The sequence below is a fragment of the Micromonospora sp. PTRAS2 genome (assembly GCF_054052245.1).
The window spans coordinates 282,272-298,654 of the sequence record NZ_JBSWBU010000002.1 but is presented as its reverse complement, the minus strand read 5'-3'; the positions used below and the strand labels follow the sequence as shown (position 1 = coordinate 298,654).

11 protein-coding genes are annotated in these 16,383 nt (G+C 74.1%); 5 read left to right on the top strand and 6 right to left on the bottom strand.

Translation table 11 applies throughout. The features are described 5' to 3' along the window. Nucleotides 1-125: 125 nt before the first annotated feature. Nucleotides 126-1,688 (top strand): Rieske 2Fe-2S domain-containing protein, encoded by a 1,563-nt coding sequence (locus ACVMYR_RS07220; RefSeq protein WP_077936649.1) that lies wholly within the window; start codon nucleotides 126-128, stop codon nucleotides 1,686-1,688. Between the two features lie 161 nt (nucleotides 1,689-1,849). After that, nucleotides 1,850-2,488 (top strand): TMEM175 family protein, encoded by a 639-nt coding sequence (locus tag ACVMYR_RS07215; RefSeq protein ID WP_457121722.1) that lies wholly within the window; start codon nucleotides 1,850-1,852, stop codon nucleotides 2,486-2,488. Between the two features lie 64 nt (nucleotides 2,489-2,552). Here the strand turns inward: ACVMYR_RS07215 and ACVMYR_RS07210 are convergent, their stop codons facing one another. The 6 genes from ACVMYR_RS07210 to ACVMYR_RS07185 form a co-directional block, all read right to left on the bottom strand. Next, complete coding sequence (locus ACVMYR_RS07210; protein WP_457121403.1) at nucleotides 2,553-3,527, bottom strand: hypothetical protein; 975 nt, start codon at nucleotides 3,525-3,527, stop codon at nucleotides 2,553-2,555. 13 nt (nucleotides 3,528-3,540) lie between these two features. Then, nucleotides 3,541-5,106 carry an AAA family ATPase gene (locus ACVMYR_RS07205; protein WP_457121402.1) on the bottom strand — a complete coding sequence of 522 codons (1,566 nt, stop codon included), beginning with the start codon at nucleotides 5,104-5,106 and terminating at the stop codon, nucleotides 3,541-3,543. A gap of 10 nt (nucleotides 5,107-5,116) precedes the next feature. Further along, complete coding sequence (locus ACVMYR_RS07200; RefSeq protein WP_077936652.1) at nucleotides 5,117-5,680, bottom strand: hypothetical protein; 564 nt, start codon at nucleotides 5,678-5,680, stop codon at nucleotides 5,117-5,119. Beyond that, nucleotides 5,677-5,841, bottom strand: coding sequence for a hypothetical protein (locus ACVMYR_RS07195; protein WP_158229388.1), 165 nt, complete (start codon nucleotides 5,839-5,841; stop codon nucleotides 5,677-5,679). The genes ACVMYR_RS07200 and ACVMYR_RS07195 overlap by 4 nt, the downstream gene beginning before the upstream one ends. A 1-nt stretch (nucleotide 5,842) precedes the next feature. Beyond that, complete coding sequence (locus ACVMYR_RS07190; RefSeq protein ID WP_457121401.1) at nucleotides 5,843-7,618, bottom strand: hypothetical protein; 1,776 nt, start codon at nucleotides 7,616-7,618, stop codon at nucleotides 5,843-5,845. Between the two features lie 258 nt (nucleotides 7,619-7,876). Continuing rightward, nucleotides 7,877-8,614 carry a Crp/Fnr family transcriptional regulator gene (locus ACVMYR_RS07185; protein ID WP_198956481.1) on the bottom strand — a complete coding sequence of 246 codons (738 nt, stop codon included), beginning with the start codon at nucleotides 8,612-8,614 and terminating at the stop codon, nucleotides 7,877-7,879. A gap of 483 nt (nucleotides 8,615-9,097) precedes the next feature. On the opposite strand from ACVMYR_RS07185, the gene ACVMYR_RS07180 reads away from it, so the two are divergent. The 3 genes from ACVMYR_RS07180 to ACVMYR_RS07170 are packed head-to-tail and all read left to right on the top strand — an operon-like array spanning nucleotide 9,098 to nucleotide 16,364. Then, nucleotides 9,098-10,420 carry a hypothetical protein gene (locus ACVMYR_RS07180; RefSeq protein WP_457121400.1) on the top strand — a complete coding sequence of 441 codons (1,323 nt, stop codon included), beginning with the start codon at nucleotides 9,098-9,100 and terminating at the stop codon, nucleotides 10,418-10,420. Then, the gene (locus ACVMYR_RS07175; RefSeq protein ID WP_457121399.1) at nucleotides 10,417-12,399 is read left to right on the top strand and encodes a caspase family protein; all 1,983 of its coding nucleotides are present in this window, start codon (nucleotides 10,417-10,419) and stop codon (nucleotides 12,397-12,399) included. The genes ACVMYR_RS07180 and ACVMYR_RS07175 overlap by 4 nt, the downstream gene beginning before the upstream one ends. Then, on the top strand, nucleotides 12,396-16,364 hold the full coding sequence (locus tag ACVMYR_RS07170) for a CHAT domain-containing protein (RefSeq protein WP_457121398.1): 3,969 nt from the start codon (nucleotides 12,396-12,398) through the stop codon (nucleotides 16,362-16,364). The genes ACVMYR_RS07175 and ACVMYR_RS07170 overlap by 4 nt, the downstream gene beginning before the upstream one ends. The last annotated feature ends 19 nt before the right edge of the window (nucleotides 16,365-16,383 follow it).

Here is a 16,383-nt window from a genome sequence, read left to right as displayed (position 1 = left end):
AGTGGACCGGCCGGAGGCCGGAGGACCCGGGCCGGAGGGCACTACCGGCGTCGCGGGCCGGCGACCAGACTGCCTCCGGTAGCGTCGGGACGTACACCTTGATTGTCTTTTTGAGGGGGACTGCGGTGCGAGTGACCGGTACGGGACACGCCAGCATGCGGATCGACACGGCCGCGGGCAGCATCCTGTGCGACCCGTGGGTCAATCCCGCCTACTTCGCCTCGTGGTTCCCGTTCCCCGACAACTCCCAGCTCGACTGGGAGACCCTCGGCGACGTCGACTACCTGTACGTGTCGCACCTGCACCGGGACCACTTCGACGCCGCGCACCTGCGCGACTTCGTCTCCAAGGACGCCACCGTCCTGCTGCCCGAGTTCCCCACCTCCGAGATGGAGGACGAGCTGCGGGCGCTGGGCTTCACGAAGTTCCTGCGGGCCCCGAACGAGCAGGTCGTGGAGCTCGACGGCGGCCTGCGGATCATGATCCAGGCGCTCACCAGCCCGACCGACGGCCCGATCGGCGACTCCTCGCTGTGGGTGGAGTACGACGGGGTGCGGCTGCTCAACCAGAACGACGCCCGGCCGACCGACCTGAGCGTCTTCGCCGAGCTGGGTCACGTGCACGCGCATCTGCTCCAGTTCTCCGGGGCGATCTGGTATCCGATGGTCTACGAGCTGCCGCAGTCGGCGAAGACCGCGTTCGGCAAGCAGAAGCGGGAGCGGCAGTTCGACCGCACCTGGCGCTACATCGCCGACCTGAAGGCCGACCACGTCTTCCCGATCGCCGGCCCGCCGTGCTTCCTCGACGACGACCTGTGGCAGTTCAACGACATCCACGGCGACGAGGGCAACATCTTCCCCGACCAGTCGGTCTTCCTCGCCGAGTACGCGAAGGTCGGCGGCACCAACGGCATCGTGCTGCTGCCGGGCAGCGTCGCCGAGGTGACCACCTCGGGGGCGACCACCACCCACCCGCAGCCGGTCGAGGAGTTCTTCGCGAACAAGGCCGCCCACCTGGAGGAGATGCGGGAGCGCAAGCGCGGCGTCATCGAGGCGGAGAAGGCGTCCTGGCGGCACCCCGAGGTCGACGTGCTGGCCGGGATGAAGCGCCGCATCGAGCCGCTGCTGGAGGAGTCGATCTACCTGGCCAAGGGCGTCGGCGGCCCGGTCCGCTTCGACCTGGTCGACTACGACGGCGAGAGCGTCGAGTCGATCGTGGTGGACTTCCCCGGCAAGGAGGTGCGGCCGTACGCCGACGAGAAGGTCCGCTACCGGTTCCGCACCGAGCGGGCCCTCGTGGAGCACCTGCTGTACATCGGCGAGGTCGACTGGGTCAACTCGCTCTTCCTGTCCTGCCGGTTCTCGGCGGCCCGGATCGGCCAGTACAACGAGTTCGTGTACGCCTTCTTCAAGTGCCTGTCCACCGAGCGCCTCCAGTACGCCGAGGGCTGGTACGACGAGCACGAGCGCACCAGCGACGCCGAGGACATCACCCTCGGCGACTGGGTGGTGCAGCGCCGCTGCCCGCACCTGAAGGCGGACCTGACCCGGTTCGGCATCGTCGAGGGCGACCAGCTCACCTGCCAGCTGCACGGCTGGAAGTTCGACCTGCCCAGCGGGCGCTGCCTGACCAGCGTCGGGCACAAGGTCCGGGCCCACCGCGCGGACGCGTCCGCCCCGACGCCCTGACCCGGCGTTCCGCCCCTTCTGCTCCGTTCCTTCCCGTTCCGCCCCGCCCGCAGGTGACCATGGAGTCGTGACGGGCGGGGCGGGGTCGTGACCGGCGGGTTGGCGTCGTGACCGGTGGGGCGGACGAGGCGGCCGGCTACCGGTACGGGCGGCGCAGCGAGATGGCCCGCGACGCCTCCCGGGTGGAGGCGTTCAGCGACGCCGTGATCGCCATCGTGCTGACCCTGATGGCGGTCGAGCTGCTCCAGTTCGCACCGCAGAATCCCACCGGGTCGGACCTGGCGGGCGCGCTGTTCCACGAGTGGCCGTCCTACCTCGCGTACGTGATCACCTTCGCGATCGTCGGCCAGGTGTGGCTCACCCACCACAACATGTGGCGGTACGTGGTCCGCGTCGACCAGCTGCTGCTGGTGCTGAACCTGCTCCTGCTGCTCTTCGTCGCGGCCATCCCGTTCGCCGCGAACCTGCTCTCGGACAACCTGCGCGGCCCGGTCGGCGACCAGCGGCTCACCGCCGCCCTCTACGTGGCCACGGTGCTCGGCGAGGCGCTCTTCTTCAACCTGAGCTGGTGGTGGGCGCGGCGGCGCAACCTGCTGCACCCGGACCTGGACCCCCGGTTGGCCCGGGCGGTGGCCCGCCGGTTCCTGCTCGGGCCGCTGCTCTACCTGGTCGCCTTCGCGGTGGTCTTCGTCGACCCGGTGCTCAGCCTGGTCGCCTACCTCCTGCTCGTGGGCCTGTACCTGGTCCGCGGCCCCGGCGACCTGCCCCCGTCGAAGGAGCGCGCACCCGCCGGACGCTGAGGCCCCGCCGGACGGCGCGAGATACCGGACGCGTCACCAAGGGTCCCCTCCCCGCCAGCGGCGATCAGGTGCCCGGCGGGCGCAGCCGCCGGGGCACGCAGCGGTTCGGCAACTCCGCCCCGTCCAGCTGAGGGAACTGTGCCCGGCACCAGGCGTCGACCCCGTCCTTCGAGTCGGCCGGCACGACGGCGAAGGTGAGCCAGAGGGGCTTCCCCTCATACAGTTGTTGCCGACCGTAGTCGGTGCTGAGCAGGAGGATCACCCGGGCCTCACCGCCGAATTCCGTGCGGAGCTGCTGGTGCTCGGCGAGGATGTCGGTGGCGTAGAAGGTGTGCGAGCCGTTCGCCGCCCGCTGCTCGGGGTCGACGATGCCCACGCTCTTCGAGGCGAGCTGGGCGACGTACCGGCCATCGAGGCTGATGGTGGGCAGATCCTGCTCGTGGAGCCGGCTCAGCTCCGTCAGGGCCGCCGCCTCGGGGTCCTCGGGAGCCGGGGTCGTGGTCGGGGTGCCGGTGTCGGGGGAGCCTTCGGCCGACGGGAGCGGGTCGCCGCCCGGGGCGACGGGCGCGCTGTACGGGTCGGGAGACGGCCCCGGCCCGTCGTAGGTGCTTCCGTCGGCGGCACCCGGGTCCATCCGGTACGCCCCGTAGGCCGTGCCGACGAGGAGCAGCAGGACGACCAGGACCAGCCCGGCCGCCTTCCGGAGCGCGGCACCTGCCGGCCGCTGCGGGTCGCCGGTCGGCGGTTCGAGGGGACGCCAGGGAACAGGCTCCGGTGCGGTCGCCGGGTCGACTGGCACCACCGGCAGACCCCCGAAGGCCGCCGGGTCCAGCGGCTCGTCCCGCTCGGCGGGGGCGGTGCGGGCGGGCGCTCCGGCGCCCGTGGCCCGGATCGCCGCGCCGTTGGCCGCGGAGGCGGGGGCCGGTCCTTCGGGGCGGGTGCCGCCGGGCGGCGGCTGCGGGATCTGATCGGCCAGGTCGCCGACCAGCTCCCGCAGGTTCCAGATCGGCCTCTCCGCGCCCTGCCGCTCGTCGCTCATCCTCGCCCCCCGATCACGCGTCGCCCGGCACCAGCACCCGCCGGCGGGGCTCGCCGTCGGACGCGGCGGCCGTGACCGGGGCGCCGGCCGGCACCGCCCGGTCCCGACCCCAGCTGCGGATCTCCGCGATCTGCTCCGGCTGGGTGCGGCTCAGCGGGATGGTGTTGACGAAGGTGTCGACGACGAACTCGGTCGGCGGGCAGGACCGGTCGCCCCGCAGCAGCATCTCGGTGCCCACCTCGTTCATGGCCGACTCGATGTCGGAGCCGGCGAACCCGTCGGAGAGGACGACCAGCCGGGGGAGCAGGTCGCCGTCCGGTTCGGTGTCGAGGTAGCGCCGGTAGTAGAGCCGGATGATCTCCGCCCGGTCGGTGTCGTCGGGCAGGTCGACGAAGAACAGCTCGTCGAAGCGGCCCTTGCGGAGCAGCTCCGGCGGCAACGAGCGCACGTCGTTGGAGGTGGCCACGACGAAGACCCGGGACCGGGATTCCTGCAACCAGTACAGGAACTGCCCGACCAGACGCCGGCTCACCCCGGTGGAGTCGTACTGACCGGCGAGCCCCTTCTCGATCTCGTCGATCCAGAGCACGCAGGGAGCCGTCCGGTCGGCCATCTCCAGCGCCTCCCGCAGCCGGGTCTCGGACTGTCCGACGTACATGCCGAGGATGGTCGCGAAGTCGAGCCGGTACAGCGGCATCCGCCACTGGGCCGCGACGGCCTTGGCGCAGCGGGACTTCCCGCAGCCGGGCACGCCGACCAGCAGCACCCCGCGCGGCGGACGCAGCCGGGTCTCGCTCAGGTCGGCGAGCATCACCTGGTGCTTGCGACGTAGCCAGGCCCGCAGGCTGGTCAGCCCACCGAGTCCACCGTCGGCCGAGTCGACGTGCACCCGTTCCAGGCCGGCGAGATCGCCGAAGTGCTTGTCCTTGAACTCCGCCATCCGGGCCACGTCGTCGCGGCGCAGGTGTCCGCTGGCGGCCATCGTGGCCAGCACGTTGATCGCGGTGCCCTCGGGAACCCCGACCAGGAACTCGGCGGCACGCCGGGCGTCGGCGTCGGTCCAGTCGATGGTGACCGCGCCCTGCTGCTCCTTGAGGAAGTCGGTGACGATGCCGTACATCTCAGGGGCGTCGGGCAGGTCCAGGACGATGCTCATCCCGAGACGTTGCAGGCCACTCCACAGCGGCGTGTCGGTGACCAGGACGATGCTGCCGGAGCGGGCGTCGGCGAGCCGCGCGAGTTCCGCGATGTGCCGGGTGGCCGGGGAGTCGGCCGTCAGATCGTCGGGTTCGACGAAGACGATCGTCGCCTGGGCCCGCCGGGACAGTTGGGCGGCGGCGAAGTCCATCGCGGCCACCAGCGAACGCTCCTCCTGCACCTGGGCGTTGGTGCGTAGGTCCCGCAGCCCGGCCGCCCTGGTGTGCAGCCAGAACGGCAGGCCGGCGCGGCGTGCGCTGCCGGCAACCTCCCGCAGCAGCCGGACGGCGCGCATCGGCTCGACGGTCCGCACGCTGATGAGCGGCACCCGGGCGGCGACGTAACTGTCGAGGTCCCTGCGGGCCTCCAGGTAACGGGACATGATCGCTTCCTCAGTCGGGGGTCGCCGGGCCGGCGACGATGATCCGGCGGCGAGCCGGTCCGGCGGGGTCGGTGGCCCACTCGTCGACCGGGCCGGAACCCGGGGCGGTGGACGCGGTCAGCGGGTTCTCCCGTACCGTGCGCATCCTTGCGTGCACCAGCGGGCCGTCACCGCCCTGCCGACGCAGCTGCTCGACGCCGTCCTCCAGCGCCCGCTGGACCAGCTCGATCTGGGCGTCGACGAGGCCGAGCAGGTGTCGGCCGAGCGGCTCGGGCAGCCCGGGGCTGCCGGCCACCGCCCGGATCGACGCCAGTCCCCGGCGGCCCTGCACCAGGGCTCGCGCCCACTCGAACTCGTCCCCGGCGGCGGCCATGGCTGCCAGCAGTCCGTCCGCCCAGAGCTTCAGCCGCTGGTCCAGCGCGCCGGTGAGCATGGCCACGAAGCGGGCCCAACCGTCGGCGGGCAGGGCCGCCTCGACCAGCTTCGGCAGCCCGCCGGGGGTGGCCGACTGCTCGGTGCGCCAGCGGCGCAGGAACGTCACCCAGGTCTGCAGGTCGTCGCCGTGGCTGTTCACGGGTCGGCCCGGTGCGGCCGGCGCACGAGGATCTCGCCGGGCGGCAGCGGCTCCCAGTCGGGCAGCTCCTCGACGACCTGCCGCCGGCGGTCGGTGGCGGGCGGCGGGGACGCTGGCCGGGCCCAGGGTCGGGGCTCCGGAACGTCGTCACGGTCGATCATTTCACTCCCCCTTGTCGGTCCGGCCCACCGCGCGGCGTTCGTGCGGTGCTCCCGGCCCGCCGGCCGTGGCCAGGTCGGCGATCAGGGCGGTGACGCGGCTCGCGTCGCTGTCGGCGGCGGTGAACCGGTCCCGCCAGGCTTCGAGTTCCATGCCGGCGGCCCGCAGGCCGCGCAGTGCCTCGTCCCGGGCGTCGTCGATGAGCCTCCGGACCCGCTCCTGCTCGGCGGCGGCGGCCTCCGCCCGGCCCTTGAGGACCACCGCCCAGACGCCGCCGGTCAGGGCGGTGGCGAGCAGGCCGATCCCCGCGCCACCCACGGCGAGCCCGATCAGCAGCACGACGAAGAGCACCACCAGCGGCCCGATCAGGCTCTTACCCCAGTCGAAGGCGAGACCGTCGACGAAGGGCCGACCGTAGCGGTTCCAGTGGGCGTCGAGCGAGCGTTCCAGGGTGCCCATCGGCTGGTCGAAGGAGCCCGTCCAGGAGGGCGGCCGGAACGCGGCCACCCCGCTGAGCGCACCCGGGTCGACGGCCACCTCGACGGTTGTCGGCGCGGCGATCCGATAGTCGTTGGTGAACCCCGCGTGGGCCTCGCCGATCCAGTCGTGGCAGGCCGCCATCGCCAGCCGCTGGGTCTGTGCGGAGACCGCCAGGGTGTGCGGGGCGAGGGCACAGTCGGTCTGCAGGCTGAGGTAGTCGCGGGTGTCGTCGAGGACGTCGACCTGGGCGCGGGCGACCTGCTGCGCCGCGGCGAGGTCGCCGTCGGCCTTTACGATGGCCTCCTGCTCGGCCAGCTGCCGGCGCAACGGCAGCTCCTCCCGGTCGTACTCGGTGACCAGTTGGTCGAGCAGCTCGTCCACGGCGTCCTCGATCCGGCTGCTCGGGGTGGCCTCCGCGGCCAGCACCGGGGTGTACCGGTCGAGGATCGACCCGTGCGCCTGGGCGTGCGACAGCATCAACCGCAGCTGCGGCCACTGCGGCGACGCCTCGGCCAGCCTGGGGAAGTCCTCGTCCAGCCCGTCGACGCGGACGTGGCTGGTCAACTCGACCCGCCAACGCCGCACCTGGGCGGAGATCACCGCCTCGTCGTCGAGCAGGAGCCGACGCCACCCGTCGAGCCGCTCCTGGACCAGGGCCAGCCCGGCGGGGCCGAACGCACCCTGGGCGGTGGCCTCCAGGATGACCGGGAACTCCCGGCCCAGGGCTGCCGGGTCCTGGGCGTCGAGGTAGTGCCGCAGCCACCGCACGGCCGCTGGCCCGCGATCCTGCCGGCGCAGCACCAGCGCCATGAACAACGCGGTCCGCTCGGGGGAGTGCTGGTAGGCCTCCTCCACCGCGCGGACGCACAGTTGCGGGTCGTCGCCGGCCCAGGCGGCCAGCGTCACCAGCACGGGCGCCAGCCAGTAGCGGGAGTTCTGCACCAGCAACTCCTCGCTGACCGCCCGGACGGTCTCCTCCCGGACCAGTCCCTGGTCGAAGGCGCGGAGCATGCCGACCGCCGTGCGGCGGACCACCTTGTGGTGGCCGAACTGCTGCTCGATGTCGTTCTTGAGCTGACCGACCCTGGCCTCGGCGCTGTGCAGGTTCTTGGTGCGCTGTGCCTGCTGTTCGAGGCGAAGCACAGCGTTGTGGAGCGTCGCCAGTTGGTCCTGGGTGATCCGCTGCTTGACCCCGATGTCGTTGACCTGCCGGCCGACCTCGCCGACGGCGTTGCTGATGGCGACGAGGTCGCGCCGTTGCTGCCGCAGAACGTTCTCTACCGCTCTCAGTTCGGACATGGCTCCCCCGCTTTCGATGCGCTGGTGAATGCCCATCGGTATTGATCCGCGAGCCCGGAATCGTCGACGGTGAGGAGCCGACCCGAGTCCCGTGTGCGTGACGTGAATTCGCGCCCCGTGGCGCAGAGGTATTTGGCGCGGTGATATTCCGCTGCTGTGGATGGTTGCCGGCAGGGGCCGGACGTCGCGTCGACCGAATGTGTCGAAGAGTCAGCCGATCGGATACGGGCCGCCGACTCGTTTCCTGTCGGAGGACCGTCAGGTGGCGGGCTCGTCGCCGGTCGTGGGCCCGGCGTGCTGGGCCACCCGGGCGAGGGCTGTCGGATCGGCGATCGTGATCTGGCGGTATTTCCAGCGGAGCACCCCCGCCTCGCGCAGTGCCCGCAGCGCCTTGTGGACCGTCGCCGGTGCGACACCGACCAGGGTGGCGAGTTCGGGCTGGCTGAGCGAGAGCCCTATGTCGACGCCGCCGTCGCCGGCCCGCGTGCCGTACCGGGTGGCGATCTCGATCAGTGCCCGGGCCAGTCGCACCTCCGCCGGGTACGCGAGGAAGTCGGTGCGCCGCCGGTTGGCCCAGCGCAGCCGCTCGGCGACGATGGTGGTGACCAGGCGGGCGGCCTCGGGGTGCCGGGTGAGGATGTGCCGGAACGCCTCGGCGGTGAGCAGCCGGCCGGTGACCACGCCGCAGGCCGTGACCGTGGCCATGCGGCGAGGACGCTCGGCCAGGGCCGCCGTCTCGCCCACGATGTCACCGGCCGTGCGGACGGCCAGGAGCGCCTCGCAGGTCTCCGCCAGGCTGGTGACCTTGACCAGGCCGCCGGTCAGCAGCACGACGTGGCTGGTCGTGGCCCCCTCGGTGAGGAGCCGTTCGCCCGGCTCGAACCGGACGGGGCTGCCCCGACCGAGCAGCACCTGCCGGGTCTCCTCGGGTAGCCGCCCGAGGAAGCCGTTCGGCGGCCATTCGCGCGGGCGCGCGTTGGCACCGTCCACTCCCACCTCGCGGGCACTATCGACGCCGGCTGACCCGGCAAGTCTGCGGTACCGGTGACCCGGCCGCAATGCGTCGGTGGTGGGGCGTCCGGCCGGTGTCCACCGGACGGACGCGGTCACCGCTGTCGACCGGACCCTCATGTCACTCCTCACCACGTGCTCTGCGGTGGAGCGTCGCACGGGCCGGGCCGGGGGATCCCGGAAAATTCCGAGATTCCCTCGGGTGCTCGGGTCGACCATGGCAACGGGGGGCGACAGATGGGTGATTCGATGCGACTGCGATGTGCCGGTGTGTCAATTGACGGACACTGCGGCCGAGATGGCCGGAACGTCGGCGATGATCGGGCACCGCGCGGGAACCGAACATTTGCGTATCCGTCGGCGGGGCGACCGAATGCGCGCGCCCGGGTGCGGCAACCGATGTTGCCGTTGGGGCGAGAACTGCGGGAAGACGGGGGCGAATCACTTGCTCACTGCACTGGCGAACACGTGGGCGCAAACGCGCGGGCGACGCCGGACGAGAGCCTCCCGGTGTTGATCGACCCGCCGATGCGCCCGGCCGACGTACTGGCGCGGGCGCCGCTGTGCCCCGGCGGGTCCCGCGACGGCGTACCCGACGTCGGCGTCGATCCGGGTGCGGTCAGCCTGGGCCGCCCCCTGGTCTTCCCGGTACCGGCCGACGAGCTGCCCGGCCCCCTGCGGCTCCGGGCGCGGGCCACCGAGCAGCGGTACTACGGTGTGCTCTTCGCCTTCGACCTGGACCCGCTGCCGGACGGTGGCCGGCACACCTCGGTCCGGTTCGAGGTCACCCTCACCGACGAGGCCGTCCGTGCCGTTCGGCTCGACGCCGACGGCGGCGCCCTCGGGTTGACCTTCGACGCCGACCCGCCCCGGGCGGCCACCGTCGCCGCCGACCGGGCGGCCACCGCCGCCGGTGCGCGTCCCGGCTGGCTCACCCGGCTGGCTCCCCGGCCGGGAAGGCCCCGCGCCTGGTCGTACGGTGCCCAGCGCCACCGCTTCGGGTGGAACTACGAGGGCACCGGGCTGCCCCTGGCCTACGGCATGCATGCCCTGATCGAGGTGCCCGCCGCCACCACCGTGCTCACCGGCCGGCTCGGCGTGCGGGTCCAGGTCCGGCCGGGGCGGCGACACCCGGGCGGCGTTCGCCTGGCCACCGTGCGCGAAGCGGTGCCGTTCCACGAGGAACTGCCCGGCCGGGCCGAACCCACGGCCGCAGCGGTCCGGCTCTGCCTGGCCGCCGATGTGGTGGGTTACAGCCGTCGTCCCAACCATCTGGCCGAACGCACCCAGTCCTGGCTGGTCCGGGCGTTGGCCGAGGCGCGCCGCGCGGCCGGCGTCGACGAGGCGGCGGTGGCCGTGCAACCGCAGGGCGACGGTGAGTTCTGCGTGTTGCCGGTCGGCGTCGACGAGTCGACCGTCATCCCCCGGCTCGTCGGCGGTCTCGCGGAGGCGCTGCGGCGCACCAACGACGGCCTGCTCCAGGCGGAGCGGATGCGCCTGCGCGTGGCGTTGCACCGCGGCCTGATGAAGCCGGCGGACGGCGGGTGGGTCGGTGACGCGGCGATCGCGGTGCACCGCATCCTGGACAGCCCGCCCCTGCGGGCCGCCCTGACCGACAATCCGCAGGTCGACTTCGTCCTGGGCGTGCCGGACGTGCTCTACCAGGACGTCATCCGGCACTCGCGGGTGCCTCCGCTGCCGGACCGGTTCACGCCGGTCACCATCGACCTGCCGGAGAAGCGGTTCGTCGAGCACGGCTGGCTGCACGTGCCCCACGGGGAGGGCGGGTGAACGGGCGGCTCTTCGCGCTGTTGGTCGGCATCGACCGGTACCGGGCGGTCACCCCGTTGCAGGGCTGCGGCAACGACGTGGCGCAGGCGGCGGAGTTCCTCCGGGGACGCGTCCCGGCGCAGCGGGGCCCGGCGATCAAGGTGCTGCTGCACGAGCAGGCCACCCGCGAGGCGGTGGTCGACGGGCTGCGTACGCATCTCGGCCAGGCCGGGCCGGGCGACACCGCGCTGTTCTGGTTCAGCGGGCACGGCTCCCGGGCGGCGGTACCGCCGGAGTTGTGGCACCTCGAGTCGGGCGGGAAGCTGCAGACGCTGCTCTGCCACGACAGCCGCCACGGCGGCGTGCCCGACCTGTACGACAAGGAACTCCTGCTCCTGCTCGGCGCGGTCGCCGCCACCGGCTGCCATGTGGTGGCGGTGGTGGACAGCTGCCACTCGCACGGGGCCACCCGCAACCCGCAGCGGTCCGTCGCGGACCTGCCCACCGCGCCCGCGGTGGAGGCGCTCCTGCCGCAGCTGCGGCGGGCCGCCGCGCGGCCGCCGGTCGAGTACGTCTCGCTCGCCGCCTGCCGGTCGTTCGAGACGGCGACCGAGGACTGGCTCGACGGCCGGTGGCACGGGCTGTTCAGTTGGGGGCTGCTCGCTGCGATGCGCCGGCTCGGCCCGGCGGCCACCTACCGGGAGCTGCTCACCGCCGCCCGGTGCGAGGTGGAGCAGTACTCGTCCCGGCAGGTGCCGCAGTTGGATCCGGTCACGCCGGGCATCGCCGACCAGCCGTTCCTCGGCGGCCGGGTCCGTCCACCGGCCACGGGGATGTGGCTGCGCCGGTCCCGCCACGAGTGGCGGATCGACGCGGGCTCGTGCCACGGCCTGTCGACCGGTGCCGACGGCGACGACAGCCGCGTGGCCGTCGCCGGCACGGAGAACGAGGCGCGGATCCTGCGGGTGGGGGCGAATCACAGCGTCGTGGCCCCGATCGGTTGGGAGCCGGACGAGGACACGCAGTACCCGGTGGTGCTCAGCCGGGTGCCGATCCCGCAGGTCACCGTCGCCGTCGAGGGTGACCACCACCCCACGGTCGAGCTGGTGCTGGCGGCGCTCGGCACGGCCGGTCCCACCGGCGGCCCGTCGCCGTACGTCCGACCGGTCCCCGGTGCCGCCTCCGCAGAGGGGCCCCAGCTGCGGCTGCGAGCCGACCAGCCGGGCCGGGTGGGCATCCGGGACCGGGACGACGCCCCGATCTGTCCCGACGCCAGCGACGTGTCCGGCGACGGTGCCCGGCGGCTGGTCGCCACGGTGGAACACCTGGCCCGGGTGCGCCGGGTCCGGGCGCTGACGAACCCGGTGTCCGGGCTGGCCGGCGCGGTGTTCCTGCAACTCGTCGAGGCCCGGGCGACGGAGGTGACCGCCCCGGCGCACCGGCCGGCGCTGCTGCCCGGCCCGGACGGCGCGATCCATCTGCGCTACCGCCGGGACCGGGGCCGGTGGGTCGCGCCGACGGTCTTCGTCCGGCTGCACAACCACAGCTCCCGGCAGCTCTACTTCGTCCTGCTGAACGTCACCGAGGGCCATCGGGTGCACACCGGCCTCTTCCCCGGCGATCACGTCGCGCCGCGGTGGGCCGCCGCCGCCCTGCACGGTCGCCCGGTGGAGCTGCGGCTCCCCGACGACCAGCCGGTCACCCCGGGTGCCCGCACCCGCGACTGGCTGATCCTGCTCGCCGCCGAGGAGGAGTTCAGCTCGGCGGCGTTCGAGCTGCCGGACCTGTCCGGGGCGGGGTCGGGCCGGGGCCGGGTGCCGCGCGGGGTGACCGGGCTGCTCGGTCGGCTGGGTCTGGCGGCGGCGCACCGCGACGCCGGGGCCGTCGACGGCCCCGCGAGCGACTGGTTCACGCTGACCCTGCCGATCGTGACCGAGGTGCCCGGCAGCGCCACGGTGCCCGCCGGCGGTGTCGACGACGGGCAGGCCGTGGCGACGTGACCGGCCCGCACGACCCGGACCAGCCGCCGCCGGACGAGTGGATCGACCTGCTGCTGCGGCACCAGGAGAACCCACCGCCGGGTGCGGATCCGGCCGGGCTGGCGGGGCTGATCGGCGAGGCGTTCCTGCAGCGGTACGCCGACGACCCGGACGACGCGCACCTGGCCACCGCGATCGAGCAGCTGACCCGGGCGCTGCACGGCTCTCCGCACCACGCCGACGCGGCCGGCTGGCACTACGGGCTGGGGCTGGCCCACGGTGAGCGCGCCCGGCGGGCGGTGGCAGCGGTGCTCGCCGGCTCCGCCGAGCGGCCCGAGGGGCCGGCCGTGAGCCAGGACCGGGCGGTGGCCCACCTGACCGCGGCCTACCGGGGCTGGCCGTCGGACGATCCCGAGCGGGACGCCGTGGCCGTGGAGTTGCTCGACGAGGTCTGGGACCGGTTCCAGTGGCAGGTCCTGGACCTCGAACCCGACTCGCCGGCCGCCCACGCCGAGCTGGACCGCATGGAGCGGGCCATGGCCGGGGTCACCGTCGGCGACGCCGACCCACACCGGGCCCGGTACGCCCGGATGTTCGGCGGCTTGGCCCGGCTGGCCCGCTACGACTACGCCGGTGAGCGGCGCCAGGACCTCGACGAGGGCGTCGCGCAGCTCACGGCCGCCCTGGCCGCCCTGCCTCCGGAGACCCCCCGCTACGCGGTCGCCTCCGACGAACTGGTCGCCGGATACCTGGAGCTCACCGGCCTGGACGAGGACCGCACCTGCCTGGACCTGGCCATCGCCGTGGGCGACCGGGGGATCAGGGCCGCGCGGCCGGGCCAACCCGGCTGGCTCAGCCTGCACCGCAGCCAGGGGTGCGGGTACGCGACCCGGTGGGACCTCGACCAGGACCCGGCGGACGTCGCGGCGGCGATCCACTGCTGGCGTACGGTGCGGGCGGAGGACCCGGACGCCGCCTCGGCGGTGGCCCTGGCCGAGCTGTTGCACAGCCGCGCGGAGCTGACCGAGGACCCCGACGGTCTCGCGGAGGCCGTCGAGCTGCTCGCCGGCGCGTTGCCGGAGGCGGCCGAGGCCGGGCCGGTCTGGCAGCGGCTGGGCGAGATCCACCTGCTGCGTTGGCAGCGGGGCCGGGAGCCCGGCAGTCTGGCGGCCGCGGGCGACTGCCTGGACCGGGCGCTGCGCGGCGGCCTGCCGGCGGATGCCCTGTTCGCCGTGCACCGGACCCGGCTCCTGGTCGCCTGGGAGACGACGACCCACGAGGAGACGGCCGAACCGGGCTCGTTGCCGCCGGGCCTGGGCCGGTTGCGCCGAGTCGTGCAGGAGGCCACCGACGCGCTGCACGCCGCGACCGATGCCACGCCGACCGCGCGGGCCACCCTGGCCGGTCTGATCCTCTACGCGGAGTGCACTGTGATCGGCATCATGCTCGACGACGCCGACCTGCCCCACCTGCGGTCGTTGCTCGCGATCGCGAGGACCGCCGACGCCGACCCGCCGCCGGGATTTCCCGGGGCGATGGACCTCGTCGAGGGCGTTCTGGACGACGCCGCCGCGAGCAGCAGCACCGACTCCGCCTCCGACTTCGGGGTCACCAGGTTCGCCGCCGCGCTCAACGACCGGCACCTCGACGAGCCCGCCGCCCTTCGAGGGCTGACCAGGCTGGCGCTGCTCTCCCGGGGCGCCCGGCTCGGCGACCTGCGCAGCTTCCGCGCCGGTGCCGGCCGGCCGGACGGGGCGACCGACGCCGTGGAGGGGGACGCCGGACGTACCGACGCCGAGTCCGAACTCGTCGAGGTCGCCTTCCACGTCATCCGGCACGGCGCCCGGCGGGATTTCGCGGCCATGCGGGAGGCGATCCGCAGGGCCGACGGGCTGCGCGACCGGATCGGTCCGTCGCGGGTGGTCCGCCAGCTCGTCGACCCGATGCTCGACGCCGGCCGGAGCCTCTACGCCATGAACACCCATGGCCCGCTGCCGCCCGCCGGGGCGCCGGTGCCACTGCCGGCCGGGCGGCTCTCCATCCGGACCGTGGCGACGATGGCCATGAACGCGGCGGTCCAGCTCGCCGTGGCCCGTCGGTGGGCGGACCACGAGCTGCTCCGGCGCTGGGCCGACCACCTGGCGGGGGCCGCCGACCGGCTGGAGCCGGTGGACCGGATGTCGCTCGTGCTGCTGTCCCTCGCCGCCAAGGCCGAGCTCTGGCGGGCCGCCGCGCTGCGGGAGCGCGCCGCCGCGGCCCGGGCCGCCCGGTATCTCGCCCGGGCCCGTGCCGCCGGCCCCGATTCCGCCGGATCGCTCTGGGCCGAGCTGGTCGGCGACCACGCCGAGGCGCTGCGCCGGTCCGGGGATCCGGACCGGGCGGAGGCGCGGCGGCTCGGGCTGGCCGGGCTGCGGGCCCGGGCCCGGGACGTCCTGCTCCAGTCCGGCACCGATCAGGCGCTGGAGGCGGCCCGGTCGGCTGCCGACGCCGCGACCCGGGTGGTCCGGTGGTGCCTGCAGGACGAGGCCGACGACGACCTGCTCGCCGCCCTCGACGCGGGCCGGAGCCTGACCCTGCAGGCCTCCACCGCCGGCCGCACCGTGCCGGAGCTGTTGGGCCGGGCCGGCCGCGCCGACCTGGCGGCGGAGTGGGAACAGTCCGGCGGCCTGGGCCGCGACCAGGTCACCGGGGATCTGCTCGGGGCGGTGGTCGCCGCCAGCGAGGTCCCGGACGATCTGCGTCCCCGGGTGCTGCGCGCGCTGGAGGGCGCCGGCCTCCTCGACGACCTGCTGCCTCCACTGAGGCCCGACGACGTGCGGGCCGCACTCCGCGCCCTGGACCTCGACGCCTTGGTCTATCTGGTGCCGGCCGCCCCGGGGGTGCCGGGGCTTGCGGTCCTGGTGCCCGCCACCGGTGAGATCCTCCCGCAGGAGTTCCCCGACCTGACCGTGGCACCCGGCGCGCCGGTGCGCCGGCTGCTGGCAGCGGCCCTGGGCCCGACCGGCACCGGGCCACGGGTGGCGGGACCGGTCGGCGGCGACGTGGGCGAGACCGGGGCCGACGTGGCCGCGACCCGGATCGACGACCTGTGCCGGTGGGCGTGGCGGGCGGTGCTCGGCCGGCTCGTCGACGACCTGCGGGCGCTGCGGCCCGGCCGGCCCGCCCGGGTGGCGCTGGTGCCGATGGGACTGCTCGGGCTGGTCCCCTGGCACGCCGCGTACGAGCAGACCGCGGCCGGCCGGCGGTACGCCATGCACGACCTGGTGGTCTCGTACACGCCGTCGGCCCGGATGCTCTGTACCACGGCGGCGCGACCGTCCCGTCCCGTCCGGTCCGCCCTGGTCGTCGGGGATCCCCTCGGCGACCTGCGGTACGCCGGTGTCGAGGCCCACGCCGTGTTCGAGCGGTTCTACCCCGACGGCGACTATCTGGGGGCGGCGCATCCCGACCCGGGGCGGCGGGCCACCCGGGAGAACGTGCTGTCGTGGCTGCGTACCGCCGGGGTGGGTCCCTCGATGCTGCACTTCGCCTGTCACGGCCGGGTGGAGCCGGCCCTGCCGGCGGACGCCCACCTGGTGCTGGCCGACGGGCCGCTGCCGGCCCGGGAGCTGCTGGAGGTGTCGCGCCGGGCCGCGCTCGACCTCGGCCGGGTGTTCCTGGCAGCCTGCACCACGAATGTCGCCGGTGGCGATCACGACGAGGCGTTCAGCCTGGCCACCGCCTTCCTGGCCGCCGGCGCGCACACGGTCTTCGGGTCGCTGTGGCGGGTGCCGGACGACGGCACGTCGTTGCTCATGTACGTGGTGCACCACCTGCTGCGACAGGGCCACGCGCCGGCCGACGCCCTGCGGCGGGCCCAGCTGTGGATGCTCGACCCGGACCGGCGGCCACCGGCCGGCATGCCCCCCGAGTTGGCCGCGGCGTGTGGCGGGGCGTCGCTGGCGCAACCGCTGTCGTGGGCCGCGTTCACCCACCTCGGGTGGTGAGAGGGGAACCCCTCTCTAC

Bases quoted from the DNA above. Each gene is read 5' to 3' on its own strand.
- ACVMYR_RS07190 (WP_457121401.1), bottom strand. From the start codon at position 7,618: ATGTCCGAACTGAGAGCGGTAGAGAACGTTCTGCGGCAGCAACGGCGC.
- ACVMYR_RS07215 (WP_457121722.1), top strand. From the start codon at position 1,850: ATGGCCCGCGACGCCTCCCGGGTGGAGGCGTTCAGCGACGCCGTGATC.
- ACVMYR_RS07210 (WP_457121403.1), bottom strand. From the start codon at position 3,527: ATGAGCGACGAGCGGCAGGGCGCGGAGAGGCCGATCTGGAACCTGCGG.
- ACVMYR_RS07205 (WP_457121402.1), bottom strand. From the start codon at position 5,106: ATGTCCCGTTACCTGGAGGCCCGCAGGGACCTCGACAGTTACGTCGCC.
- ACVMYR_RS07195 (WP_158229388.1), bottom strand. From the start codon at position 5,841: ATGATCGACCGTGACGACGTTCCGGAGCCCCGACCCTGGGCCCGGCCA.